The sequence below is a fragment of the Chromobacterium sp. HL1 genome, assembly GCF_057418835.1.
This window is the reverse complement of record NZ_CP162399.1, coordinates 1,706,408-1,728,951: the sequence shown is the minus strand read 5'-3', so window position 1 is coordinate 1,728,951 and position 22,544 is coordinate 1,706,408. Positions and strand designations below refer to the sequence as shown.

Sequence of the window (22,544 nt, the reverse complement as noted above, 5' to 3'; positions counted from 1 at the left end):
GCCCCTGCCAAGGACACCCTCATGAGCACCCTCAGCCCCAAACAGCAAGAGGCCTTGGCCTTCCGCTGCGTCCACCAGCAACTGCCGGCGCCGACGCCGGAAGCGGATCAACTCTTCCTCTACGCCCGCCATCTACAAAAGCACAATCTGCTCAAACGCCAGCCCGACGTCACGCGGCAAGTGCAGCGGCTCTACCGCATCGCCGCCGCCCATGGCCATGTCAAAGCCAATATCAATTTGCAGAATGGCCTGACCGACGGCGACTTCGCCGGCGGTTTCCGCGAAGTGCTGGCGCTGAACGACAAACTGATGGACCTGAGCCCCGCCCCCGGCTATTACAACCTCGCCTATTACACCAGCCGCGGCTACGGCAATATCAAGCGCGACCGCGAGCTGGCGCTGCGCTATTTCCGCAAGGCCGCCGATCTGGGCAACCCGGAGGCGCAATACTATGTGGCGGAGCTGCTAGCACCGCGTAGCAAAGCGCCTGATATTGCCCGGCAAATGCGCCTTTGTGCAGCCGAGCAAGGCCATGCCGAAGCGGGTGCCGATTTAGGTGTTAACTTATCAGGCAAGAAGCGCTACGAAGAAGCCCTGCAAGCCTATCAACTTGGAGTTAAGGCGGGCAGTTCAACTGCTGCCGGTTTCTTGGAAAAAGGCTTCAATGCCCCCCCACCGAATAGTCGAATGTATTACCTTGGACTAACCCAAGACCCCGAGCGCAAACGCCGTTACCAACAGATAGGGGAGTTCCTCTACGACTACTCCTACCTGCAACCCACGGTAGAAGACGTCGACCAGATCGTGCCGCTGCCTCCGGCCCCCTTGCCGCCCTGGGACGGCGGCTTCCGCTGGCTGAAGGCCTTTCGCGGTCCCGGGCCGGCTCAGCCCAGCGAAGAACTGATCCAGCAGCTGGCCGAAGCCAAGCAGCTCGACCCCGCCACCGGCCTGTTCGATCCCAAACGCAAGGCCGCCGCCGAAGCCGAGGCCAAAGCCGCCCGCGAACGGGCCGAGCTGACCCCGCCCTTCGCCGGCGCGCTGCCCATCGGCGCGCTGCGCCGCAGCGGCGACGTGCCCAATGTCAACGCCCATTGGCGGCCGCGGCCGCCCAAGGGCTGCGTACCCTGGGGCAGCACCCATCCCACCAGTTACTGCACCGCCGGCCAGCCGCTGCCCTTGCTCGATGTCGCCTTCCCGCTACCGTGGTGGCAGCAATGGCTGAGCAAGGAATGGAAGGTCTACCGGCCCACCGAGGTGGAATGGGAGCTGGTGCGCTACCAACTGCCGCCCGAGGCTTGAAAGGAGCACCCGATGTTCAGCCACGCCAGCACGCGCCAGAACCCGGCAAACCGCCCGCTGATCCAGCAGGCGGCCGTGACCTTGTGGCTGACGGCTTTAGCCGTGAGCATCGCCGCCCCGGCCCTGGCCCAGGAGCCCCGCATGAGCACCCTCAGCCCCAAGCAACAGGAGGCCTTGGCCTTCCGCTGCGTCCACCAGCAATTGCCGGCGCCGACGCCGGAAGCGGATCAGCTCTTCCTCTACGCCCGTTATCTGCAAAAACACAATCTGGTCAAGCGCGACCCAGCGGTCAATCATCAGGTGCGGCTGCTCTACCGCATTGCCGCCGCCCATGGTCACGTCAAAGCCAATATCAATTTGCAAAATGGGCTGACCGATGGCGATCTTCTTGGCGGCTCTCGCGAGGTGCTGGCGCTGAACCAACAATTGCTGGAGCAAGCGCCGGCCCCCGGCTATTACAACCTCGCCTACTACACCAGCTTGGGTTATGGCATCAAGCGCGACCGCGAGCTGGCGCTGCGCTATTTCCGCAAGGCTGCCGATCTGGGCAATCCCGAGGCACAGTTCTATGTCGCCGAGCTACTCAGCCCCTACGACAAAGCTCCTGATATCGCAGTGAAGATGTGGCAATGTGCCGCCGAACAAGGCCATGCCAAAGCGGCTTCAACACTAGGCATTCGGCAGCGCAATCTTAAGCAATACCCACTGGCATTACAGGCTCATCAGCTTGGGGTTAAAGCGGGAGACTCTACTTCTGCCCTTGCTCTTGGAGAAGGCTTCAAGACTTCTCCCCCCGATGATGGTGCATATTATATGGCTCTGAAACTGGACCCCGAACGCAGTCGCCGTTACCAGCAAATCCGGCAATTCCTGTCCTCGCACTCCTACCTGCAACCCACCGTCGAAGACGTCGACCAGATCGTGCCGCTGCCGCCGGCCCCCTTGCCGCCCTGGGACGGCGGCTTCCGCTGGCTGAAAGCCTGGCGCGGGCCGGGACCGGCTCAGCCCAGCGAAGCGCTGATCCAGCAACTTGCCGAGGCCCGTGGCCTGGCCGTCACCTCCTATCGCGAGCCGCCGCCCGTCGCGGCTAAACGCCCACGCAAACCTTCCAAAGCCAACGCCCCGCTGTTGACGACGTCCGCATTCCGCTGCATCCATCAGCGGCTGCCCGAGCCCATGCCGGAAGCCGAACACTTGTTCCTGTACGCCCGGCACCTGCTGCAAGGCGCCGCGCAAACGCTCGATCCGGCGGTTGCGCGGCAAGCACTGCGGCTATACCGCATCGCCGCCGCCCACGGCCATGTCCAGGCCAATATCAATTTGCAAAGCCATTTGCTCAGCGGCTACCTCGCCATCACCCCCGCCCGCAGCGGCCTGCGCGAGGCCATGGCGCTCAACCAGCAATTGGTGGATCAAAACCTGGCTCCCGGATACTACAACTTCGCCTCTTACAACTACGCCCGCGGCGGCAACCGCATCCGCAGCAAGGAAATGCTCCAAAGCGACCGAGAGCAGACGCTGCGCGCTTTCCGCAAGGCAGCCGATCTGGGCTCGCCTGAGGCGCTGTTTCATGTCGCCAATGTGTTGACGGCAGCAGGTGAGGCCCCTGAACTCACGCATCAAATGTACCGCTGTGCGGCAGAGCAGGGGCTGGCGCAGGCGGTCAGGATCGCCGGACGTCACTTGAGGCAGGCCAGAGACTACCAAGCAGCCTTGCAAATCTTCCAGCTGGGGGTCAAGGCTGGCGATCCGGCCGCCGCTTACTTCCTGAGGAACAGTTTCAACCCACCTCCCTACGACAGTTTGTTTTCCATGGGGCTGGCTCGGGACCCGGAACGCAGCCGCCGCTACCAGAAGATCGAAGAACTCCTCCGCGCCAATGCCCAGCGACAGCCGGAAATAACCAACATAGACCAAATCGTGCCGCTGCCGCCTGCGCCCTTGCCGCCCTGGGATGGCAGCCTCCAGTGGCAGAAGGCTTTTAGTGGTCCGGGACCGGACCAACCCAGCGAAGAACTGATTAGCCAGCTGGCCAAGGCCAAGCAGCTCGACCCCGCCACCGGCCTGTCCGAGGCGGCCCCCGGCACGGAGCCCACGGAACCACCACGGTTTTAGATTTTGCGGCCATGACGGCAAAAAACGCATGCGCCGCGGCAGCGGACGCTGGCTTGATGGAGAAATACTTTATGCGCCACACCCAATACTTGTTTGGATTAAGCGGGCTGGCACTCGCCGCGTCTGGTTTCGCATCGCCAGGAAATCTGGGGAGGCTGGTGGAGATATTCATCTTGATTGCCTTAGCGCTTCTGCTGATCTGGCTTGCCGTGCTGGTGCTTGTTATCCGCCATCAAATCAAGCAAGGCAAGCCCAGGGGAGTCATTGTCCTGTCTGCAAGCCTCTTATTGATTGTGCCGCCGCTATGCATTTTTTTGAGCGCTTTATAGCCGCCGGACCCTGATTAGCGCGCCTCGCTGTCACAAGCTCATGACATGGCGGATTTGTCATTTATTAAATAAATTAAGGAGTTATTCATGCCCGGCAAAATCATTCGTTTAGGCGACCCCACCAGCCATGGCGGCAGCGTGATCAGCGCTTCCGGCCCGGTTGTCTACGGCAAGGCGGCCGCCCGGGTGGGCGATCAAGTCAGTTGCCCCCAACCGGGTCATGGCGTCAGCTCCATTTTGCCCGGCCCCACCCGCATGTCCGCCCATGGCTCGGCCTTCGCGTTGGAAGGCTTCCAGGCCGGCTGCGGCTGCACGCTGATCTCCACCTTGCCCAACGCCGGCGAGGTTTGAGATGGCCTGGCCCTTGCCGCAACTCAAGCGCCCGGATTGGCCGGAGCCGCCTTCCCCCGCCCGCTGGCTGGCCTTGCTGCTGGCCGCCTTCGCCATCGGCCTGACGGCCGCCAGTCTGCTCTGGCCGCGCGCCAGCCTGGGCCAGGGCTGGCGCTTCTGGGGCTGGGCGCTGCTCATGCCCTGGCTGGTCTGGCTGATGCTGTGGGGGCTGCGTTACTACCTGTTTGAAACCGAGCGCGAAAACATCCGGGCCGAGCATCAGGCTCAGGACGAACTGCGCGCCGGCTGGGTGCAATGGGCGCGCGCGGCGCTGCCGGTGACCGCCGTCAGCGTGATCCATCCGCAGGAGCGGCCGCTGAACGGCGCGCTCAGCGGCCAGAACGGGCCGCATCAGGACCAAGCCCTGGCGCTGGACGCCTTGTTGCCGGGCAAACCCTTGCCGCAACGGCTATTGGCCTTGCTGGATCAGTTGCTGACCCCGGAATTGCGACAGGCGCTGGCGCGATTGGACCACTGCCAGCTGCTGCTGTGCGCGCCGGCGCGCCACGCCGAATCCTGGCGCTCGCTGTGTTGGTCGCGCCTGAGCGAGCTCCCGGCCGGCCAGGCTTGGCAAGCGGGCAGCCTCGATCTGGACCCGGAGCAGACCCGCGCCTGGCTGCTGGCCGCCCATGGCGGCCCGGATGGGGAGGGCCGGCTCCGGCAGCCCGCCCTGTTGTTAGCCGCCCACCTGCACCCCGAGCTGACGCTGGGCGCATCCGCGCCGGCGCAGTGCGAACTCGGCTTCGCGCTCTTATTGCAGCCCGATGCCGCACAGCCATTGGTTTACTTGCCGCGGCCGATGCCAACCGACGCTGCGCAGATGATGGCCGACTTCGCCACGCTGCAAGAGATTCAGTTGCCGGGCGCCGACGCGCCGCGCGGCTGGCACAGCCAATTGGACAAGACCGCGCAAGCCGCCTGGGGCCGGATCGCCGAACTGCCCGCCTTGCAGTGGCTGAAAAACCAGCCCCCGCGTTGCCACGCCCTGGACTCATGGCTGGGTCAAACCGGCGCCTGGGGCTATCCGCTTCAACTGGCCTTGCTATGCCAGCTTCGCTTGCCCGGCGCGCAAGTGCTGGCCTGGCAGCAGCAAGAAAGCAGTTGGATTCAGGCCATCATCAACTCACCTCCCAGCGGCGCCATGGAGAAAGCGGCATGAAATTCGGCATCTGGGTTTTCATTATCGCCGGCCTGGCGATCTGCCTTGGCCTGTTCGCCCTGTGGCAAGGCAAGCTTATCGACTTAAGCGAACTGCAACTGGGCGACACGGTATTGTGGAGCGCCGTGGCCGCTACAGCCCTGCTGCTGCTCATCCTGCTGTTCAACCGTTACCGGGCCAAGCTGGCCGCCGCCCGCCAAAGTTTGCTGGCGCGCTGGCCCGGCCGCAAATCTTCGCGCCCGGCCAGCTTGGAGCCGTCCGCGCCCAGCGCCAACTGGGCCGGCCTGGCGCTCATCGCCCAAGACTGGCGCCAGCGCCCGGCCCGGCAGCGTCCGCACTGGCTGCTGCTCTGCGGCGCGCCCGAGGTCGTCCACCAGGCGGTGCCGGCGCTGGCCCGGCAACCCTGGCTGGAAACCGACGGCATGGTCTTGATCGACGCCTCCGCCGCCCCGCCTCCAGGCGGCTGGCGGCGGCTGCGCGGACGCTGGCGGACGCCCGCCGACGCCGTCATCGCCCTGCTCCCCGACGCCGCCGACGCCGCCGCGCTGGCGGAGCGCGCCGAACAGCTGTCCATCGCCTGCGGCTGGACCCTGCCGCTGACCCTGTGTCAGCGCGCGCCCGACAACGCCGGCCCCGGCATCGCCGGCTGGCCCTTGCCCACGCTTCCCGCCAACGCCGACGGCTGGGCCGCTCAGGCCAGGGCCTGGGCCGATCAGCTTCCCTTGCGCGGCATTCCGCGTCACCCCGGCGCAGCGGCCCAGCCCTTTCTGCTGCGCTGCTCGCAGTGGCTGGAACGCGAGCTTCAGGGACTCGCCTCCGCCTGGCAGCGCTGGCGCGACGGCCTGGCCGCGCCCTCCGCCGTCAAGGCGCTGGCCTTGGCCACCTGGCCGGCCGACGTCCGGCTGTGGAGCGGCGCGATCAGCCAGGGCTCCACCTTTGCCCCGCGCCGCCGCAGCCGCCCTTGGCAACGCCGGCTGGCCGCCGTCATCGGCGCGCTATGCCTGTTCTGGCTGGCCGGCATGCTGGTTTCCACCTATCAAAACCACGGCTTGATCGCCGAGGCCCAGGCCGCCGTCAACGCCCAGCCCAAAACCGCCACGCTGGACAGCGCGCTGCGGCTGCAACGGTTGCTGGAAAAACTGGAAACCCGCCAGTCGCTCGGCGCGCCGTGGTCGGCCCGCTTCGGCCTGAACCGCGACGCCGCCTTGCTGGAGCGCTTGCGGCCGCATTACGCCCGCGCCATCGGCCAGGCGCTGATCACGCCGGCGCGCGGCCGCTGGGCGCAGCAGCTGCAAGCGCTGAACCAGGCCCCCAGCGCGGAACTGGCCGCCGATCCGGCCCGGACCGAACAAGGCTATCAGGCGCTGAAAGCCTATCTGACGCTGGACCAGCCGGCGCGCGCCGAACCGGCCTTCCTCGCCGCCCAGCTGACGGCGCGAAATGACGGTTTCTCCCCGGCGCTGCTGCGCGCCATGGCGCAGTTCTACGCCGAGCGGCTGGCCGGCCAGCCCGCCTGGCGCATCCCCGCCGACGCGGCGCTGGCCGGGGCCAGCCGCCAGACCCTGATCGGCCAGTTGGGCCGCCAACAGGCCGACGACACCCGCTATCAGCAGATACTGGCCGAAGCCGAAGCCAAGCATCCGCCGCAGACGCTGGCCGCCTTGCTGCCGGGCCAGGACTTGCGCGGCCTGTGGCGCAGCGAATCCAGCCTGCCCGGCGTGTTCACCCGCAAAGCCTGGGACGAGCATCTGCGCGCCGCCTTCGCCAACGCCCACCGCCGCCAAGGCAGTGCCGGCGACTGGGTGCTGGGCGCCGGCGAAGCCGGTCAGGGCAGCGCCGGCAAGGCGCTGGAAGCCGCGTTGCGCCAGCGCTATTTCGCCGACTACGCCCGCGCCTGGCAACAATTCCTCAACGCGGTGTCCTGGCAGACGGAGGCCAAGCTGGCCGCCAACGCCCAGCAATTGCAGGTCTACGCCGATCCGCAACGCTCGCCGCTGCGCGCCTTGATGGCGCTGGTGCGCGACAACGCCCGCGCCGGCGAGCGCGTGGACAGCCTGGGCGCCAATCTGGTGGACAAGGCCCAGGCGCTGCTGGGCAAGGCCGACGCCAGCGCGCCGCAGCTGGAGGGGGCAACGGGCAAACAGGAGGCCGCGCCGCTGGCGCAAAGCTTCGGCCCGCTGCTGCGGCTGCTGGAGGAACGCCAGGACGGCTCCGCGCTCAGCCTGCAACGCTATCTGGAGCGGGTGGCGGCCACCCGGCTCAAGTTGCAGCAAGTGGCCGCCGCGCCGGACCCGGACGCCGCCGCCCGCGCGCTGGCGCAGGCGGTGTTCCAGGGCAAGGGCGGCGAACTGGCCGAGAGCCGCGATTACGCCGCCCAATTGGCCGCCAGCCTGGGCGAAGACTGGCAGGGCCTGGGCCGGCACCTGTTCCTGCAACCCTTGGACCAATCCTGGCACACCCTGCTGCAACCGGCGGCGGCCAGCCTCAACCAGCTGTGGGACCAGAGCATTGTCCGGCCGTGGCAGGCCAGCTTCGCCGGCCGCTACCCCTTCCACCGCAGCGACGCCGACGCCTCCTTGCCGGAGCTGGGCCGTTTCCTGCACCCCGGCGACGGCCTGGTGCAGCAGTTCGTGCGCCAGCAATTGGGCGGGGTGCTGGAACAACAAGGCGATCAATGGTCGCCGGACCCGGCGGCGGCGCAGGCGCTGCGCTTCGACCTGAACTTCCTCAACGAATTGAACCGCCTGTCGCGGCTGTCCAGCCTGCTCTACGCCCAGGGCGACGCCGGCATCCGCTTCGAACTGAAGCCCACCGCCACCATCGGCCTGGAGGAAATCCGGCTGCAACTGGATCAGCACAGCCTGCACTACTTCAATCAGATGACAAGCTGGAAGGCGCTGAGCTGGCCCGGCGATCCGCTGAAGGCCGGCGCCAGCCTGCAATGGCAGACCGAGAAGACCGGCCTGCGCCAGACCCAGGACCATCCCGGCCGCTGGGGCGTGCTGCGCCTGCTGGAGCAGGCCCAGCGCGAACAGATTGACCGCGCCAGCTGGCAGTTGAGCTGGGCCTTGCCGGACGGGCATCAGGCACGCTATCAGCTGCGCAGCGAGGCCGGAGCCGGCCCGCTGGCCTTGTTGCAGCTGATCCAGTTCCAGCTGCCGGCGCGGATTTTTATCGTGGAGCCTAACTCGCCGCCCGCCGCGGCCAAGCCGGCCCGGCGGCCCCAACCTTGAGGAGACGCGAATCATGACGCCCAAGTCCTTGCCGACACACAAACCTCTCGTCGAATGGAACGCGCGCGAACTGGAAGTGCTGCGCCAGGAGTACCCCTTGATAGGCGCCGCCTGTCAAAGCTTGCTGCCTGATCGCAGCCCCGCCGCCATCCACGCTCAAGCCAAGGCTCTGGGCCTGAGGCCGCCGCACCGCTGGAGCGAGGAGGAACTGAGCATTCTCCGGCGCGAATATCCGCTGCGAGGCGAAGCCTGCCGCGCCATGCTGCCGGGCCGCGGCGCGCTCGCCATCAATGTCCAGGCTTACCGGATGGGTTTGCGGCCGGCCACGCTGTCCGCGCGCCGAACGCCGTCCGGCAAGACGCCGCGAGGGTGCCAGTGAGCTGGGTGCGCGCGCTGCTGGGCCTGAACACCGCGCCGGAAGAAGAAGCCCGCCAGCGGCTGCCGCGTTGGGCCGCCTGGCTGAAGCCGATTTCCGACGCCGCGCCCTGCGGCGAGGACCTGTCCCACGACGACGAGTTTCAGGCCTTGAAAGAGGAAGTGACCCGCCTCTCCGGCATGAACGCGCCGCTGGCCTTGGCGCATGCGGAAACCTTGCTGAAAACCCGCGGCAAGGATTTGCGCGTGGCGGCCTACTACGCCTGCGCCCGGCTGCGCCAGGACGGCGTGGCCGGCCTGGCGGACGGGCTGGAGCTGAGCGCCGCCTTGCTGGAGCGCTACCCGGACGCGGTCTGGCCGCGCCAGCCGGCGCGGCGGCGCAATGCGCTGGAGTGGTTGGCCAGCGAACGCTTCACCGATCAGCTGGCGGTGCTGGCAGACGACGACGGCGAAGCGTGGCGGCGGGCCGCGGCCGCCTTGCTGCTGCTGCAGCGGCTCGCGGCCGACAGCCCGGCGCCGCCGCTGCGGCTGGATGCCCTGGGCCGCAGCCTTCAACCGCGCCTGCCAAGCCCCCCCGCCGGCAATGCGGCCATGGACGCCCCCGCCCCCGCGACGGCCGACGCGCCGCCGCCGGGCGCCGACGATGTCGGCTCCTGGCGCGAACTGCTGGAGCAGGCGCGCCGGATGGCGGTGTTTCTGCGCCAACAGCCGGAAGGCCAGGCCGCCGCCCTGCGCCTGCTGCGCGCCGTGCGCTGGGAGGCGCTGAGCAGCCCGCCGCCCGGCGACGCCGACGGCCGCAGCCGGCTGCCGCCGCCGCGCGCCGAGCTGCGCCAGCAACTGAAGCGCCTGCTCTTGCAACAACAATGGCGGGATTTGAGCGAGCGGGCGGAAAGCGCCTTCGCGGAAGGAGCCAATCACTGGTGGCTGGACCTGCAGCGTTACGCCTGGCTGGCCTACCAGCACGGCGGCGAAATGACCGCGCCGCTGGCGGAGCTGATCCGCGACGATATTCAACGGCTGTGCCAGCGGCTGCCCGGCGTGGAGAAACTGAGCTTCAGCGACGGCAGTCCGTTCGCGGAGGACGCCACGCTGGAATGGCTGGCGCAATGGCGGCGGCCGGACTCCGCCGCTCTCGCCGCGCCGGCGGCGGACGACCGCGCGGACTGGCCGGAAACCGAAACCCAGGCCCACGCCATCGCCGCGCAGCAGGGCTTGCCCGCCGCCTTCGCCTGGGTGCAGGCCCTGCCCGCCGCCGCGGGCGGCCGCGAACGCTGCCTGCGGCAATTGCTGCTGGCCCGGCTGGCGGAACGCCACGGCCGCGCCGAAATGGCCGTCCATTTGCTGGAGGCGCTGCTGCGCCAGGCGGACGGCCACCAGTTGGACGTCTGGGAACCGGAGCTGGCCTTCGAACTGCTGGCGCAGTTGGCGCGGCTGCTGCGCCAACGCATGCAGCGCAAGGACGCGGACCGCGCCGGCCTGGGCCAGCAACTGGAACGGCTCAACGCGCGCCTGGCCGCGCTGGACCCGGCCCGGGCGCTGTCCGGGGCCTTGCCGTGAAGCCGTCCGCGCCGCGAGCGGCGCTTTTCCCACCCGCCGATGAAAGCCGTCTATGGATGACCTGACCCTGCGCTATTACGAAGCGGAAATGCGCTATCTGCGCGAAGCCGGCAAGGAGTTCGCCCGCGCCCACCCGGACCGCGCCGCCCTGCTGAATATCGACCGGGTGGGCAAGCGCGATCCGTATGTGGAGCGTCTGTTCGAAGGCTTCGCCTTTCTCACCGGCCGCATCCGCCAGAAATTGGACGACGACTTCCCGGAACTGACCGAAGGCCTGGTCAATATGCTGTGGCCGCATTATCTGCGCATGGTGCCGTCGCTGACCGTGCTGGAGCTGCGCGCCGACGCCCATGCGCTGCAACAGGCCAAACCGGTGGAAGCCGGATTAAGCGTGCGCACCGCGCCGCTGGGCGCGAGCGGGGTGCGCTGCGCCTACCGCACCACCCAGCCGGCGACGATTCAACCCTTACTGCTGAGCCAGGCTGGCGCGCGCCTAGACAGCGAAGGACGCTCGGTGCTGGAGCTGCGCTTTGAGCTGGGCGCGGCGGCCAAGCGCGAGGCGCTGGACCTGTCCCGCCTGCGCTTGTTCCTCGCCGCCGATCCGCCCATCGCCTTCGCGCTGCGTCACGCGCTGACCCGGCAGTTGGGCCGCGCGCGCTTGCGGCCTTTGGGCCAGGCCCCGCATCCGCCCCGGGAAGCGCCGGCCTTGCGCTTCGAGCCGGCGGGCTTCGACGACGCGGACCGGCTCTGGCCCAAGGCCGACAACGCCTTTGGCGGCTATCAGCTGCTGCTGGAGTACTTTTGCTTCCGCGAAAAGTTCCAGTTTCTCGATCTGGCCGGGCTGGATGCCGCCCTGCTGCCCGGGGACGCAACCGGCTTTGCGCTGGAGTTGACCCTGACGCAACGCTATCCGGCGGACATGCCGTTCACTGCCGACAATCTGCGCTTGCACTGCGTGCCAGCGATCAATCTGTTCCCGCTGGAAGCCGAACCGCTGCATGTCGACCACTTGAGCCATGAATACCGGGTGGTACCGCTGGCGAGCCAGGGGCCGGAGATCGAGGCCTGGTCGGTGGACGAGGTCGTCTCCATGGACACCGAAAACGGCGGCCGCCACGCCTACTTGCCGTTCTCCAGCTTCCAGCACCGGGGCGGCATGCTGCGCGACGAGGCGCCGGAACGCTTCTACCATGCCCGAACCCGGCTTGGCGCGGCCGGCAGGCCGGAAACCTGGCTGGTGCTGGGCGGCCATCTATGGGATTCGCCGTCGGCGGCGATGCGTGCAGAGATCCTGTCGCTGCGCGTCACCGGCACCAACGGCATGCTGCCGCGCAAAGCGCTGCGCGAGGCGCAAATCCTGGAGCGCTCGCCGTCCACGCCGCTGACCCGGATCGCCAATCTGACCCCGCCCACCCTTCCCTGCTACCCGCCGGCGGAAGACCGTTATCAATGGCGGGTGCTCTCGCACCTGGCGCCCAACTTTCTGTCGCTGCTGGACGTGGAAGTGCTGCGCGGCACGCTGGCGCTGTACGACTGGACCGAGGACGAATTGAACCGCCAACGGCTGAACGGACTGCTGGAGGTCAGGCATCAACTGGTCAGCCGGGTGAAGCAAGGCTGCATGGAACGCGGGGTCCGCATCGAGCTGGCGGTGGACCGGACCTGCTTCGCCGGACCGGGCGACCTCCACCTGTTCGGGGATCTGATGCACCGTTTCTTCGCCGCCTACGCCGACATGAATCTGTTCACCCGCTTCGAACTGCGCATCCTGCCGGAAAACGAACGGGTTTCTTGGCCGGACAGCAAGACGGAGGCGCCTCCGCTATGACAGAAGCCGAATTCTACGCCTGGCTGCAATCCGCTCCCTCGTACAACTTTTTTCAATTCTGCCGCGTGCTGGAGCGCTTGCCCGGCGACCGGCGCCTGGGCGCGGCCGACAGTCCGGCCGACGAGCCGGTGCGGCTGCTGCCCTCGCCGTCTCTGGGCTTTCCCGCCGGCGAGATCGTCCGCGCCGAACCGGCCGACCCCGACACCGGCCGCCCTCCGGTGCTGCGCACCGCCTTCATGGGGCTTTACGGAGTCGATGCCGTGCTGCCCTATTACTTTCTGGACGACATCGCCGCCCGCCGCGAGGGCCACGAAGCGCTGGCGGCGATGCTGGATCTGTTCAGCCATCGCCTCACCGCCCTGCTCTATCGCGCCTGGGGCAAATACCGTTACCCGCTGGCCTTCCGGCCCGGCGCGCGCGACCCGCTGTCCAAGGCCCTGCTGGGCCTGATCGGCATGGGCGTGGGCGAGGCGGCTGAGCGCCGGCAGCTGCCCGCCGGGCGCATGCTGGGCTTGCTCGCCTTGCTGGGCCAACGCACCCGGCCGGCTTCCGGCCTGGCCAGCGTGATCCGCCACGCCTTGCCCGCGGCCGACATCCGGGTGCGGGAGTTCCTGCCCCGCTGGGCGGCGCTGGACGAGCCGCCCCCTCTTTCCGCCCGGCCGCCGCTGCGCGCCGGCGAATTCGTCCTGGGCCGCCGGCTGCGCGCCGCCAATCACGCGATCGCCGTGACCGTCCGCCCGGCTCAGGCCGACTGCGTGCCCGCCCTGTTGCCCGGCGGCCCCTTGCACCGGGATGTGCTGGCGCTGACCCGCGTTTACCTGGGATGGCGGCTGGAGGCGGAAATCTGGCTGGAGCTGCCCGCCAACTGGTTGCCGGCCAGCCGCCTGGACACCCGCGCCCGGCCCAGGCTGGGCTTGGGCGCCGCCCTGGCCGGTGAGGCGGGACGGCGCTGGCGCCGCTTGCGCATCGGTCATTATCAACCGCTGTCGGACGTCTGCGACCGGCAGCCAGGAGAACCCGGATGAAACATCGCCTTCCCGCCCTGAGCGCCGGACTGGTCTGGCTGGGGCTGACGCTGCCGCTGAGCGGCTGCGGCCTGTGGCAAAGCACCAAGAACGTCACCGTCAGCGCCGCTCAAAAGATCTTCCTCACCCGCGTCGAGCGTCTGAACCTGGATTTGATCGCGAGCGAGGAGCTGAACACCGAAGCCGGGCAGCGGCCGCTGTCGGTGGTGGTGAGGGTGTATCAGCTGAAGGACAAGGCCGCCTTTCTGGCCGCGCCCTACCCGACGCTGCTGGAGCAGGATCAGTCCGTGCTCGCCGATGACTTGTTGGCCAGCCACCAAGTACTGCTGCGGCCGGGCGCGGCGGTCAGCCTGCGCGAGCCTTACCGCCAGGACGCGGCCTATGTCGGCGTGATCGCGCTGTTCCGGCAAGCCGGCCCGGAACGGCAATGGCGGCTGCTGCTGGACAAGAAGGAGCTGGACAACGACAAGCCGCTGCAATTGGAGTTGCGCGGCTATGCGCTGGAACGCCGTCGGGCGGAGGGCTGAGCATGGGGGCTTCACTGTATGAAATGCTGACCGGGCAGTTTGCCGACGGCCAAGCGCTGGATCGCCTTGCGCCGGAGCAGCAGTTCTCCCGCAGCGTGGTGGACAGCATTCGGCGCATCCTGAACGCGCGCGCCGGTTCGCTCAAGCATTTGCCCGATTACGGCCTGCCGGACCTGGGCCACGTTTATCGCCATTTGCCCGCCAGCGCCCATCAGCTGATGCGCAGCATCGAGCAGACCCTGCTGCGCTACGAACCCAGGCTGGACGCGGTCGAGGTCGATTTCCGCGGCGACCACGAGCAAATGGTGTTGCGCTACCGGCTGCGTTGCCGCTTGAAACCGCACGGCGAATTGTTGCTGGATGCGAGCTTCACGCCCGAGGGCGGCGTCAGGCTAAGCACCTACCGGCACTGAGAACCCGTTCAAAGCCCGCTGCGCCTCAGCGACACGGCGAGCGCCGCACGGGAACGCCCGTCACCCTGCGGCCGCAAGCCGCAGCGGCCTGGCCCCAAGAAAAAAGCCGGGGCTGACCGCCCCGGCTTGATGCCGGCCCGTGCGCGAATTCCGCTCAGACCAGACCGCTGTCCTTCAATTTGCGCTCGAACGTCTCCATGCAGCGCGCGGCCACGCCCAGCATTTCATCGATTTCAGCCTTGCTGATCACCAGCGGCGGCGCGGACACGATGTGGTCGCCGCAGGCGCGCATGATCAGGTTGTTGCTGAAGAAGATGTCGCGGCACATCAGGCCGACGTCGCCGAACTCCGGGAACAGCTCGCGCTTGCTCTTGTCCTTGACCAGGGTGAACGCCTGGATCAGGCCGACGCCGCGCACATCGTCCACGTGCTCGAACTGGCTGAAGGTCTCGCGCCAGCGCTTCTGCATATAGGGACCGGTTTCGTTCTTGACGCGGTCGATGATGCCTTCGTCGCGCAGGAGCTCGATATTGACGCGCGCCACCGCGCTGGCCACCGGGTGGCCGGAGTAGGTGAAGCCGTGGTTGAAGTCGCCGCCGGCGATCAGGCCCTGGGCCACGCGTTCGCCCACGAAGACCGCGCCGATGGGCAGATAGCCGGAGGACAGGCCTTTGGCGGTGGTGAAGATGTCCGGACGGAAGCCGAAGTGCTCGAAGCCGAACCACTCGCCGGTGCGGCCAAAGCCGCAGATCACTTCGTCAGCCACCAGCAGCACATCGTATTTGCGGCAGATGCGTTCCACTTCCGGCCAGTAAGTGGCCGGCGGGATGATCACGCCGCCGGCGCCCTGGATGGGTTCGCCCACGAAGGCGGCCACTTTTTCCGGGCCGATTTCCAGGATTTTCTCTTCCACCCAGCGCGCGGCCACCACGCCGAACTCGTCCGGGCTCAGATCCTTGCCGTATTTGTACCACCACGGCTGCTCAACGTGGGCCATGCCCGGAATCGGCAGGTCGCCCTGCTCGTGCATATACTTCATGCCGCCCAGGCTGGAGCCGCCGATGGTGGAGCCGTGATAGCCGTTCCAGCGGCCGATCAGGGTTTTCTTCTCCTTCTTGCCCTGCACGTCCCAGTAATGGCGCACCATGCGTATCATGGTGTCCACCGCCTCGGAGCCGGAGTTGGTGTAGAACACATGTTCGTAGCCGGCCGGCGTCACTTGCGCCAGCAGGTGGGACAGTTCCACCACCGCCGGGTGGGTGGTCTTGAAGAAGGTGTTGTAGAAGGGCAGTTCGTCCATCTGGCTCTTGGCCACGTCGGACAGTTCCTTGCGGCCGTAGCCGATATTGACGCACCACAGGCCGGCCATGCCGTCGATGATCTTATTGCCCTCGGAATCCCACAGGTAAATCCCCTCGCTGCGAGTCATCACCCGCGCGCCCTGCTGGTTCAACGATTGGGTATCGGTAAACGGATGCAGATGATGCGCTGCATCCAGTTGGCGCCATTGTTCGGTCGTGCGTTGTTGATTCTGCATAGGACTTCCTTCCAGTATTCTCCAACGGGGCGGAGATGTTCTCTGCCGCCCCTCCTTCGCCATTGGCGTATTTTCAGTGCTTATCCTGGCTGTCCGGGCTGATTCTAACGGACAAATCAGCCCAATGTCATAGCTAAATCACACGTGCAGCAGCAGGAACTTGCGCTCCCACGGGCTGATCACGCGGAAGTATTCGGAGAACTCCTTCTCCTTCATGCCCACGTACATGCTGACGAAGCGCTCACCCAGCACCTCGGCCATTTCCTTGCAGGACGCCAGCTGCTGCAAGGACTCCTCCGAGGAGTTGGGAAACTGGTAAGGCAGCTCGTAGGCGTCGGTCTGGCGCGGCTCGCTGGGCTGCAGCTTGTTGATGATGCCCAGGTAGCCGCAGGCCAGCGTCGCGGCCATGGCGATATAGGGATTGACGTCCACGCCCGGCACCCGGTTTTCGATGCGGCGCGCCGCCGGCGAGGAATGCGGCACGCGCAGGCCCACGGTGCGGTTGTCGTAACCCCATTCGACGTTGGTCGGCGCCGCGGTGTAGCGCGACAAACGGCGGAATGAGTTCACATACGGCGCGAACAACGGCATGGACTTGGGCACGTATTTCTGCAGGCCGGCGATGTAGTGGAAGAACAGGTCGGACGGGCTGCCATCCTCATTGGTGAACACATTGCGGCCGGTGTTCTTGTCCACCAGGCTCTGGTGCATGTGCATGGCGGAGCCCGGCTCGTTCTCCATCGGCTTGGCCATGAAGGTGGCGTACATATTGTGGCGGAACGCCGCCTCGCGCACGGTGCGCTTGAACAGGAACACCTGGTCGGCCAGTTCCAGCGGGTTGCCGTGCAGGAAGTTGATTTCCATCTGCGCGGTGCCCACCTCGTGAATCAGGGTGTCCACTTCCAGATTCTGCGCATGGCAGTAGTCGTAGATGTCTTCGAACAGCGGGTCGAACTCGTTGACCGCGTCGATGGAGTAGGAGCGGCGGCCGAACTCGGCGCGGCCGGTTCGCCCCACCGGCGCGGCCAGCGGGATGTCCGGGTCCGGATTGGGGGACAGCAGGTAGAATTCCATTTCCGGAGCCAGCACCGGCTCCAGACCCATCTCGTCGAACAGGCCGATCACGCGCTTGAGCACATTGCGCGGCGCCACGTCCACCGGGCTGCCGTCGGCGCGCAGACAGTCGTAGATCAATTGAGCGGTGGGATCCACGGCCCAGGGCACGAAGCGCAGGGTGTTCGGGTCCGGCGCCAGCACCATGTCCGGGTCGGTCAGGTCCAGCATGCTGTCGTCGGGGTAGTCCCCGGTCACAGTCTGGATCAGCACGACTTCGGGCAGGCGCATTTCCGGGTCGGACACGAACTTGTCCTTGGGCACGATCTTGCCGCGCGCCACGCCGGTCATGTCGGGGACGATACACTCGACTTCAGTGATCCGGTGCTCTCGCAGCCATTCATTGATCTGATGGGTCATGATGTTCTCTTCCTCTGTGTGTGTTATTCCGAGTGGTGACACAAGGTCTCGGTTAATTGCGGCCCGCGTTGCCGCTGTTCGCGGCGTTGGCGGCAGGCGTCGCCAAATGCTTTGAAGATGGCCATGGACAGCGGGTTGTCCCAGTACTTCCATTCCGGATGCCATTGCGCGGCGAAGGCGAAGCCCTTGGCGTCGCGCACGCGGTAGGCCTCCACCAGGCCGTCGTCAGCGACGGCCTCGCAGATCAGGCGATCGGACAGCCGCTTGATGCCCTGCTGGTGCAGGGAGTTGACCATGGCGGACTCCTGGCCGGTCCATTGCCGCAGCAGGCCGTCCTCGGCGAAGCGCACCGGGTGGGACAGGGCGTACATCGCGTCCAGGTCCGGCGTGTCCGGCTCGCGGTGGTCGCGCTTGCCTTCTTCTTCCTGCACGTGCTGGTACAGTTCGCCGCCCATCGCCACATTGATTTCCTGGAAGCCGCGGCAGATGCCCAGCAGGGGAATGCCCTGCTCCAGCACTTGCTGGATCAGCGGCAGCGTGGTGGCGTCGCGCATGGGGTCGTGCATGGTGCCGGGCCGGCTGGGCGCGCCGCCGTAGCGGTGCGGTTCGACATTGGACAGGGAGCCCGGCAGCAACACGCCGTCCACCAGTTCCAGCACGTCTCTCAGCGCGGTCTTGTCGCCCAGCGCCGGCAGCAGCACCGGCACGCCGCCGGCGCCGCCGGCCGCGGCGGCGATGTATTTCTCGCCCACGGAGTGGAAGGGCAGCGGGCCTACCATCTTGATGTCACAGGGTATGCCGATGATAGCTTGCAACATTTCGAATCCTTGATACGGGTCAGGAAGCCGCCTTGATGGCTTCGATCGGGTCGATGAACGGGTGGCCCAGCGCCTGGGCCACCGCCTGGTAAGTGAGCCGGCCGCGGCAGACGTTGAGGCCGTTGCGCAGATGGGCGTTGTCCAGCAAAGCCTGGCGCCAGCCCTTGTTGGCCAGCTCCAGCGTGTACGGCAAGGTGGCGTTGGTCAGCGCCTGGGTGGAGGTGCGCGCCACGCCGCCGGGCATATTGGCCACGCAGTAATGGACGATGCCGTCCACCACGTAAATGGGGTCTTGGTGCGTGGTGGCCCGGCTGGTCTCGAAGCAGCCGCCCTGGTCTATCGCCACATCCACCAGCACCGCGCCGGGCTTCATGATTTTCAGCATCGGCCGCGTCACCAGCTTGGGCGCCGCCGCGCCCGGAATCAGCACCGCGCCGATCACCAGGTCCGCCTCGCGCAGGCTGTCTTCGATATTGGCGGAGTTGGACACCAGCGTCTTGATGCGGCCGCCGAACACCATGTCGATTTCCTTCAGGCGCGGCAGCGATTTGTCCAGAATGGTGACCTCGGCGCCGGCGCCCATGGCCATGCGCGCGGCGTTCAGTCCCACCACGCCGCCGCCTATCACCACCACCCGCGCCGGGGCCACGCCCGGCACGCCGCCCAGCAAGACGCCGCGGCCGCCCTGGGCCTTTTCCAGCGCGTGCGCGCCGGCCTGTATCGCCATGCGGCCGGCCACTTCCGACATCGGCGCCAGCAACGGCAGGCCGCCGCGCTCGTCGGTGACGGTTTCATAAGCGATGGCGATGGCATCCGATTCCAGCAATAATTTGGTCTGCTCCGGGTCCGGCGCCAAATGCAGATAGGTGAACAGGAGCTGATCCCGGCGCAGCATCCGGCATTCCACCGGCTGCGGCTCTTTCACCTTGACGATCATGTCGCTGCGTTCGAAGGTTTCTTCGGCGCTGGAGGCAATGGAGGCGCCGGCCTGGATATACTGTTCATCGGTGAAACCGATGGCGAGGCCGGCCTGGGTCTGGACCAAAACCTTGTGACCGTTGGCGACTAACTCCCGGACTCCAGACGGGGTTAGGCCAACACGATACTCGTGGTTCTTGATCTCCTTGGGAACACCGATCAGCATGTCGCTCTCCTCACTTAGATTTGTTGCGGAAGTGCCGCGCAAGCGTTTAAGAAAATTCACAATACGCTTGCCCCTTGTTTCTGATTCTGACTATAAACCCCCACCGATGCAAAGATATTCGATTTTGCGTCGCAGCAAGTAGTGCAGAGTCCGTACAAAATAATTATCATAAAGCGTCTAAAATTATTAACATACTGACGGAGCAGGAATCCATGGACGTTGGCGCGAGATTACGCATGGTCAGGGATCGTTTCGGGCTGTCGCAGCGGGAACTGGCCAAACGAGCCGGAGTCACCAACGGCACCATTTCGCTGATCGAACAAAATCGGGTCAGCCCATCGGTCAGCTCGCTGAAAAAGGTGCTGGAAGGGCTGCCGATGACGCTGGCGGATTTTTTCACCTTTGATTCCGACCCGGAACAGGCGCGCGTGTTCTACCAGGCCCACGAATTACCCAATCTGGGCAATGAGCAGATCCGGCTGCTGCTGGTGGGCACCGCCCACGACAAGCGCGACATCGCCATCCTGCGCGAAGTCTACGAAACCGGCGCCGACACCGGGCCGGACATGTTGACGCACGACGGCCAGGAAGGCGGCGTCATCATCAAAGGAAGTATAGAAGTGACGGTGAACAACGAGAGCCGCATCCTGGGGCCGGGCGACGCGTATTACTTCGACAGCCGGCTGCCCCATCGCTTTCGCAACGTCGGCGCCGAAACCTGCGAGGTGGTCAGCGCCAGTTCGCCGCCCACATTCTAAGAACCATTAAGAACAAGAAGCGCCGGCAAGACCGCATCCGGCGACCAGCAGGCCATAAGGCCAGGCCGGGGAGCTTTGCCCGCCCCGCCGGCTCCAAGCCCACGACAGACGACAAAGCAGTCAAACCCGCGTCAAGCGATACCGGCGCCGCCAACGGACGGCGCAGGATCATCAAAGGAGAGAGTAAATGGCTAGAACGCATGCCGAATGGAAGCAATTCGCCGCTCAACTGAAGATCGAAGGGCGCGCCTTCATCGCCGGCGAGTACTGCGCGGCGCAAGACGGCAAAAGCTTTGCCTGCAACAACCCCGCCAACGGCGAGAAGCTGGCCGACGTGGCCTGGTGCGGCGAGGCCGACGTGGAGCGCGCGGTGCGCGCCGCGCGCCAAGCCTTCGACTCCGGCGCCTGGTCCGGCCTGCCGCCGCGCGAGCGCGGCCGCATCCTCAAGCGCTTCGCCGCGCTGATCTACGAGCACGGCGATGAATTGGCCCTGCTGGAAACCCTGGACGTGGGCAAGCCCATCAGCGACACCCTCAGCGTGGACCTGCCCGGCAGCGCCTATTGCGTGGAATGGTTCGCCGAAGCCATAGACAAGATAGGCGGCGAAGTGGCGCCGGTGGACCCCAAGGTGGTGGGCCTGGTCACCCGCGAAGCCATCGGCGTGGTGGCCGCCATCGTGCCGTGGAACTACCCCATCATGATGGCCAGCTGGAAGTTTGGCCCGGCGCTGGCGGCCGGCAACCCGGTGATCATCAAGCCCTCGGAAAAATCCCCGCTCACCGCCATCCGCCTGGCGGCGCTGGCCAAACAGGCCGGCATCCCCGACGGCGTGTTCCAGGTGCTGCCCGGCGCCGGCGACGTGGGCAAATTGCTGGCGCTGCACATGGACGTGGACTGCGTCGCCTTCACCGGCTCCACCGGCGTGGGCAAGCTGATCGCCGGCTACGCCGCGCAATCCAACCTCAAGCGCGTCTGGCTGGAGCTGGGCGGCAAATCGCCCAACATCATCCTGCCGGACTGCCCGGACGTCGCCCAGGCGGCGCGCGCCGCCGCCGGCGGCATCTTCTACAATATGGGCGAAGTCTGCACCGCCGGCTCCCGCGTGCTGGTCCACCGCGACATCAAGGCGCGCTTCCTGCAGGAGCTGGAAGCGGCCGCGGCCCGCTACTACCCGCAAGACCCCTTGGACCCGGCCACCAATATGGGCGCCATCGTGGACCGCATCCAGTACGACAAGGTGCTGTCCTATATCGGCAAGGGGGACAGCGAGGGCGCCAAGAAGCTGTTCGGCGGCAAACCGGCCCACGCCGACACCGGCCTGTTCATCGAACCGACGGCGTTTGACTGCCCCAGCGCCGATCTGACCATCTGCCGCGAGGAGATCTTCGGCCCGGTGCTGTCCGTCATCACCTTCGACGACGTGGAAGACGCCATCCGCATCGCCAACGACACCGAATACGGCCTGGCGGCCGCGGTGTGGACCTCCAACGTCAGCACCGCGCACCAGGTGTCGCGCCGCCTGCGCGCCGGCACGGTGTGGGTGAATTGCTATGATGAAGGCGGGGACATGAACTTCCCCTTCGGCGGCTTCAAGCAATCCGGCAACGGCCGCGACAAGTCGCTGCACGCGCTGGAAAAATACACTGAGCTGAAGAGCACGCTGATCAAGCTGTAAACCGCGTTTACAGCGCCGCCGACAGGCTGCCCTTCCGGCAGCCTGTCTTGTTTTCGTCCACCCTCGGCAAAGGAAGCGCCATGAGCAAGCACCTGACCGCCCTCCTCTGCCTTTGCGCCGCCGCGGCACAGGCCGGCGCCGCCGCGCCCGCCTGTCCGGCGGAGGGGCTGAAGGTTGGATACTACCCGACGACCACCGCCTATGAAGGCGGCAAGGGTTACGACGTGGACCTGGTCCACGAACTGGCGCGCCGGCTGGGCTGCAAGATTCGCGAAGAACGCGAATACCCGCGCCTGCGCGTGCTGCTGCTGGTGCAACACGGCAAGCTCAATCTGGCCACCTCCACCATCCCGCTGCAAAAGCGGCTGCGCTACGCCTGGGTGCTGCCCTATACCCGCGACCGCAACATGACCCTGCTCAGCCCGGCGGTGCAAGGCAAGACGCCGGAACAATGGCTGAACGACCCCAAACTGAAATGGGGCGCCGTCATCGGCTACCGCAACAGCCCCTTGCAGGACTATTTCCTGCAGCAGATGGCCAAGCGCGACAAGCTGATCTGCGCCGCCAACGAGGAAGACCTGCTGGACATGCTGCGCAGCGGCTCCATTTCCGCCGCCTTCTCCCAGCCCCAGGTCTACGACCACTGGCTCAACGGCCAGCCGCGCGCCCGGCTGCAAGTCAAGGTCATGGACCCCTTCCGCGACAGCAGCCTGGAGAACGGCCTGGTGCTGTCCCACCGCAGCTTCAGCGAACCCCAGATGCGCCGCTGGCGGACGGAACTGGACGCGATGCGCGCGGACGGCAGCCTGCAGCGCATTCTGCGCAAATACCTGAGCGAAGACAGCGTGCGCGGCATGCTGGAATAACAATCACTCGCATGCGGCAAGAC

The 22,544-nt window shown here is 66.5% G+C and carries 19 protein-coding genes; 15 read left to right on the top strand and 4 right to left on the bottom strand.

Annotation, left to right across the window (positions count from 1 at the left end):
- Window positions 1-21 precede the first annotated feature (21 nt).
- The 12 genes from AB1Z25_RS08040 (at window position 22) to tssE (ending at window position 14,250) form a co-directional block, all read left to right on the top strand.
- Window positions 22-1,299: an SEL1-like repeat protein gene (locus AB1Z25_RS08040; protein WP_486636980.1), complete on the top strand. Its 1,278-nt coding sequence runs from the start codon at window positions 22-24 to the stop codon at window positions 1,297-1,299.
- Window positions 1,300-1,311: 12 nt separating this feature from the next.
- On the top strand, window positions 1,312-3,414 hold the full coding sequence (locus AB1Z25_RS08035) for a DUF6396 domain-containing protein (protein WP_486636979.1): 2,103 nt from the start codon (window positions 1,312-1,314) through the stop codon (window positions 3,412-3,414).
- Window positions 3,415-3,425: 11 nt separating this feature from the next.
- Window positions 3,426-3,743: a hypothetical protein gene (locus tag AB1Z25_RS08030; RefSeq protein ID WP_235089102.1), complete on the top strand. Its 318-nt coding sequence runs from the start codon at window positions 3,426-3,428 to the stop codon at window positions 3,741-3,743.
- An 87-nt stretch (window positions 3,744-3,830) separates the two neighbouring features.
- Window positions 3,831-4,094 carry a PAAR domain-containing protein gene (locus AB1Z25_RS08025; RefSeq protein WP_107797748.1) on the top strand — a complete coding sequence of 88 codons (264 nt, stop codon included), beginning with the start codon at window positions 3,831-3,833 and terminating at the stop codon, window positions 4,092-4,094.
- A gap of 1 nt (window position 4,095) precedes the next feature.
- Window positions 4,096-5,292: a hypothetical protein gene (locus tag AB1Z25_RS08020; protein WP_486636978.1), complete on the top strand. Its 1,197-nt coding sequence runs from the start codon at window positions 4,096-4,098 to the stop codon at window positions 5,290-5,292.
- Window positions 5,289-8,525: an ImcF-related family protein gene (locus tag AB1Z25_RS08015; protein ID WP_486636977.1), complete on the top strand. Its 3,237-nt coding sequence runs from the start codon at window positions 5,289-5,291 to the stop codon at window positions 8,523-8,525. The genes AB1Z25_RS08020 and AB1Z25_RS08015 overlap by 4 nt, the downstream gene beginning before the upstream one ends.
- A gap of 13 nt (window positions 8,526-8,538) precedes the next feature.
- The gene (locus AB1Z25_RS08010; RefSeq protein ID WP_227103731.1) at window positions 8,539-8,904 is read left to right on the top strand and encodes a hypothetical protein; all 366 of its coding nucleotides are present in this window, start codon (window positions 8,539-8,541) and stop codon (window positions 8,902-8,904) included.
- Window positions 8,901-10,457, top strand: a complete 1,557-nt coding sequence (gene tssA / locus AB1Z25_RS08005; RefSeq protein ID WP_235089108.1) for a type VI secretion system protein TssA — start codon at window positions 8,901-8,903, stop codon at window positions 10,455-10,457. Before AB1Z25_RS08010 ends, tssA begins: the two co-directional genes overlap by 4 nt.
- Before the next feature lie 52 nt (window positions 10,458-10,509).
- On the top strand, window positions 10,510-12,285 hold the full coding sequence (gene tssF / locus AB1Z25_RS08000; RefSeq protein WP_486636976.1) for a type VI secretion system baseplate subunit TssF: 1,776 nt from the start codon (window positions 10,510-10,512) through the stop codon (window positions 12,283-12,285).
- On the top strand, window positions 12,282-13,310 hold the full coding sequence (tssG, locus tag AB1Z25_RS07995) for a type VI secretion system baseplate subunit TssG (RefSeq protein ID WP_253315236.1): 1,029 nt from the start codon (window positions 12,282-12,284) through the stop codon (window positions 13,308-13,310). The genes tssF and tssG overlap by 4 nt, the downstream gene beginning before the upstream one ends.
- Window positions 13,307-13,837: a type VI secretion system lipoprotein TssJ gene (tssJ, locus tag AB1Z25_RS07990; protein ID WP_107799472.1), complete on the top strand. Its 531-nt coding sequence runs from the start codon at window positions 13,307-13,309 to the stop codon at window positions 13,835-13,837. Before tssG ends, tssJ begins: the two co-directional genes overlap by 4 nt.
- A gap of 2 nt (window positions 13,838-13,839) precedes the next feature.
- Window positions 13,840-14,250, top strand: a complete 411-nt coding sequence (gene tssE, locus AB1Z25_RS07985; protein WP_107799473.1) for a type VI secretion system baseplate subunit TssE — start codon at window positions 13,840-13,842, stop codon at window positions 14,248-14,250.
- A 154-nt stretch (window positions 14,251-14,404) separates the two neighbouring features.
- Here the strand turns inward: tssE and AB1Z25_RS07980 are convergent, their stop codons facing one another.
- The 4 genes from AB1Z25_RS07980 to ald all read right to left on the bottom strand — a co-directional run bounded on the left by AB1Z25_RS07980 (window position 14,405) and on the right by ald (window position 19,222).
- On the bottom strand, window positions 14,405-15,787 hold the full coding sequence (locus tag AB1Z25_RS07980) for an aspartate aminotransferase family protein (protein ID WP_235089119.1): 1,383 nt from the start codon (window positions 15,785-15,787) through the stop codon (window positions 14,405-14,407).
- Between the two features lie 138 nt (window positions 15,788-15,925).
- Window positions 15,926-17,260, bottom strand: coding sequence for a glutamine synthetase family protein (locus AB1Z25_RS07975; RefSeq protein WP_107799475.1), 1,335 nt, complete (start codon window positions 17,258-17,260; stop codon window positions 15,926-15,928).
- 23 nt (window positions 17,261-17,283) lie between these two features.
- Entirely contained in the window at window positions 17,284-18,078 is a 795-nt protein-coding gene (locus AB1Z25_RS07970; protein ID WP_107799476.1) for a gamma-glutamyl-gamma-aminobutyrate hydrolase family protein, read from the bottom strand.
- Window positions 18,079-18,097: 19 nt separating this feature from the next.
- Window positions 18,098-19,222 carry an alanine dehydrogenase gene (ald, locus tag AB1Z25_RS07965; RefSeq protein ID WP_107799477.1) on the bottom strand — a complete coding sequence of 375 codons (1,125 nt, stop codon included), beginning with the start codon at window positions 19,220-19,222 and terminating at the stop codon, window positions 18,098-18,100.
- A 212-nt stretch (window positions 19,223-19,434) separates the two neighbouring features.
- On the opposite strand from ald, the gene AB1Z25_RS07960 reads away from it, so the two are divergent.
- The 3 genes from AB1Z25_RS07960 to AB1Z25_RS07950 all read left to right on the top strand — a co-directional run bounded on the left by AB1Z25_RS07960 (window position 19,435) and on the right by AB1Z25_RS07950 (window position 22,521).
- Window positions 19,435-19,980 (top strand): cupin domain-containing protein, encoded by a 546-nt coding sequence (locus AB1Z25_RS07960; protein ID WP_048412316.1) that lies wholly within the window; start codon window positions 19,435-19,437, stop codon window positions 19,978-19,980.
- 187 nt (window positions 19,981-20,167) lie between these two features.
- Entirely contained in the window at window positions 20,168-21,655 is a 1,488-nt protein-coding gene (locus tag AB1Z25_RS07955) for an aldehyde dehydrogenase (protein ID WP_235089121.1), read from the top strand.
- An 80-nt stretch (window positions 21,656-21,735) separates the two neighbouring features.
- Window positions 21,736-22,521 carry a substrate-binding periplasmic protein gene (locus tag AB1Z25_RS07950; RefSeq protein ID WP_227103747.1) on the top strand — a complete coding sequence of 262 codons (786 nt, stop codon included), beginning with the start codon at window positions 21,736-21,738 and terminating at the stop codon, window positions 22,519-22,521.
- Window positions 22,522-22,544: the final 23 nt, after the last annotated feature.

Coding starts and splice junctions, on each gene's coding strand:
- AB1Z25_RS08015 (WP_486636977.1), top strand. CDS start 5,289: ATGAAATTCGGCATCTGGGTTTTCATTATCGCCGGCCTGGCGATCTGC.
- tssE (WP_107799473.1), top strand. CDS start 13,840: ATGGGGGCTTCACTGTATGAAATGCTGACCGGGCAGTTTGCCGACGGC.
- AB1Z25_RS07980 (WP_235089119.1), bottom strand. CDS start 15,787: ATGCAGAATCAACAACGCACGACCGAACAATGGCGCCAACTGGATGCA.
- AB1Z25_RS08030 (WP_235089102.1), top strand. CDS start 3,426: ATGACGGCAAAAAACGCATGCGCCGCGGCAGCGGACGCTGGCTTGATG.
- AB1Z25_RS07975 (WP_107799475.1), bottom strand. CDS start 17,260: ATGACCCATCAGATCAATGAATGGCTGCGAGAGCACCGGATCACTGAA.
- tssG (WP_253315236.1), top strand. CDS start 12,282: ATGACAGAAGCCGAATTCTACGCCTGGCTGCAATCCGCTCCCTCGTAC.
- AB1Z25_RS07970 (WP_107799476.1), bottom strand. CDS start 18,078: ATGTTGCAAGCTATCATCGGCATACCCTGTGACATCAAGATGGTAGGC.
- AB1Z25_RS07950 (WP_227103747.1), top strand. CDS start 21,736: ATGAGCAAGCACCTGACCGCCCTCCTCTGCCTTTGCGCCGCCGCGGCA.
- AB1Z25_RS08020 (WP_486636978.1), top strand. CDS start 4,096: ATGGCCTGGCCCTTGCCGCAACTCAAGCGCCCGGATTGGCCGGAGCCG.
- AB1Z25_RS08040 (WP_486636980.1), top strand. CDS start 22: ATGAGCACCCTCAGCCCCAAACAGCAAGAGGCCTTGGCCTTCCGCTGC.
- AB1Z25_RS08025 (WP_107797748.1), top strand. CDS start 3,831: ATGCCCGGCAAAATCATTCGTTTAGGCGACCCCACCAGCCATGGCGGC.
- AB1Z25_RS08035 (WP_486636979.1), top strand. CDS start 1,312: ATGTTCAGCCACGCCAGCACGCGCCAGAACCCGGCAAACCGCCCGCTG.
- tssF (WP_486636976.1), top strand. CDS start 10,510: ATGGATGACCTGACCCTGCGCTATTACGAAGCGGAAATGCGCTATCTG.
- ald (WP_107799477.1), bottom strand. CDS start 19,222: ATGCTGATCGGTGTTCCCAAGGAGATCAAGAACCACGAGTATCGTGTT.
- AB1Z25_RS07960 (WP_048412316.1), top strand. CDS start 19,435: ATGGACGTTGGCGCGAGATTACGCATGGTCAGGGATCGTTTCGGGCTG.
- tssJ (WP_107799472.1), top strand. CDS start 13,307: ATGAAACATCGCCTTCCCGCCCTGAGCGCCGGACTGGTCTGGCTGGGG.
- AB1Z25_RS07955 (WP_235089121.1), top strand. CDS start 20,168: ATGGCTAGAACGCATGCCGAATGGAAGCAATTCGCCGCTCAACTGAAG.
- AB1Z25_RS08010 (WP_227103731.1), top strand. CDS start 8,539: ATGACGCCCAAGTCCTTGCCGACACACAAACCTCTCGTCGAATGGAAC.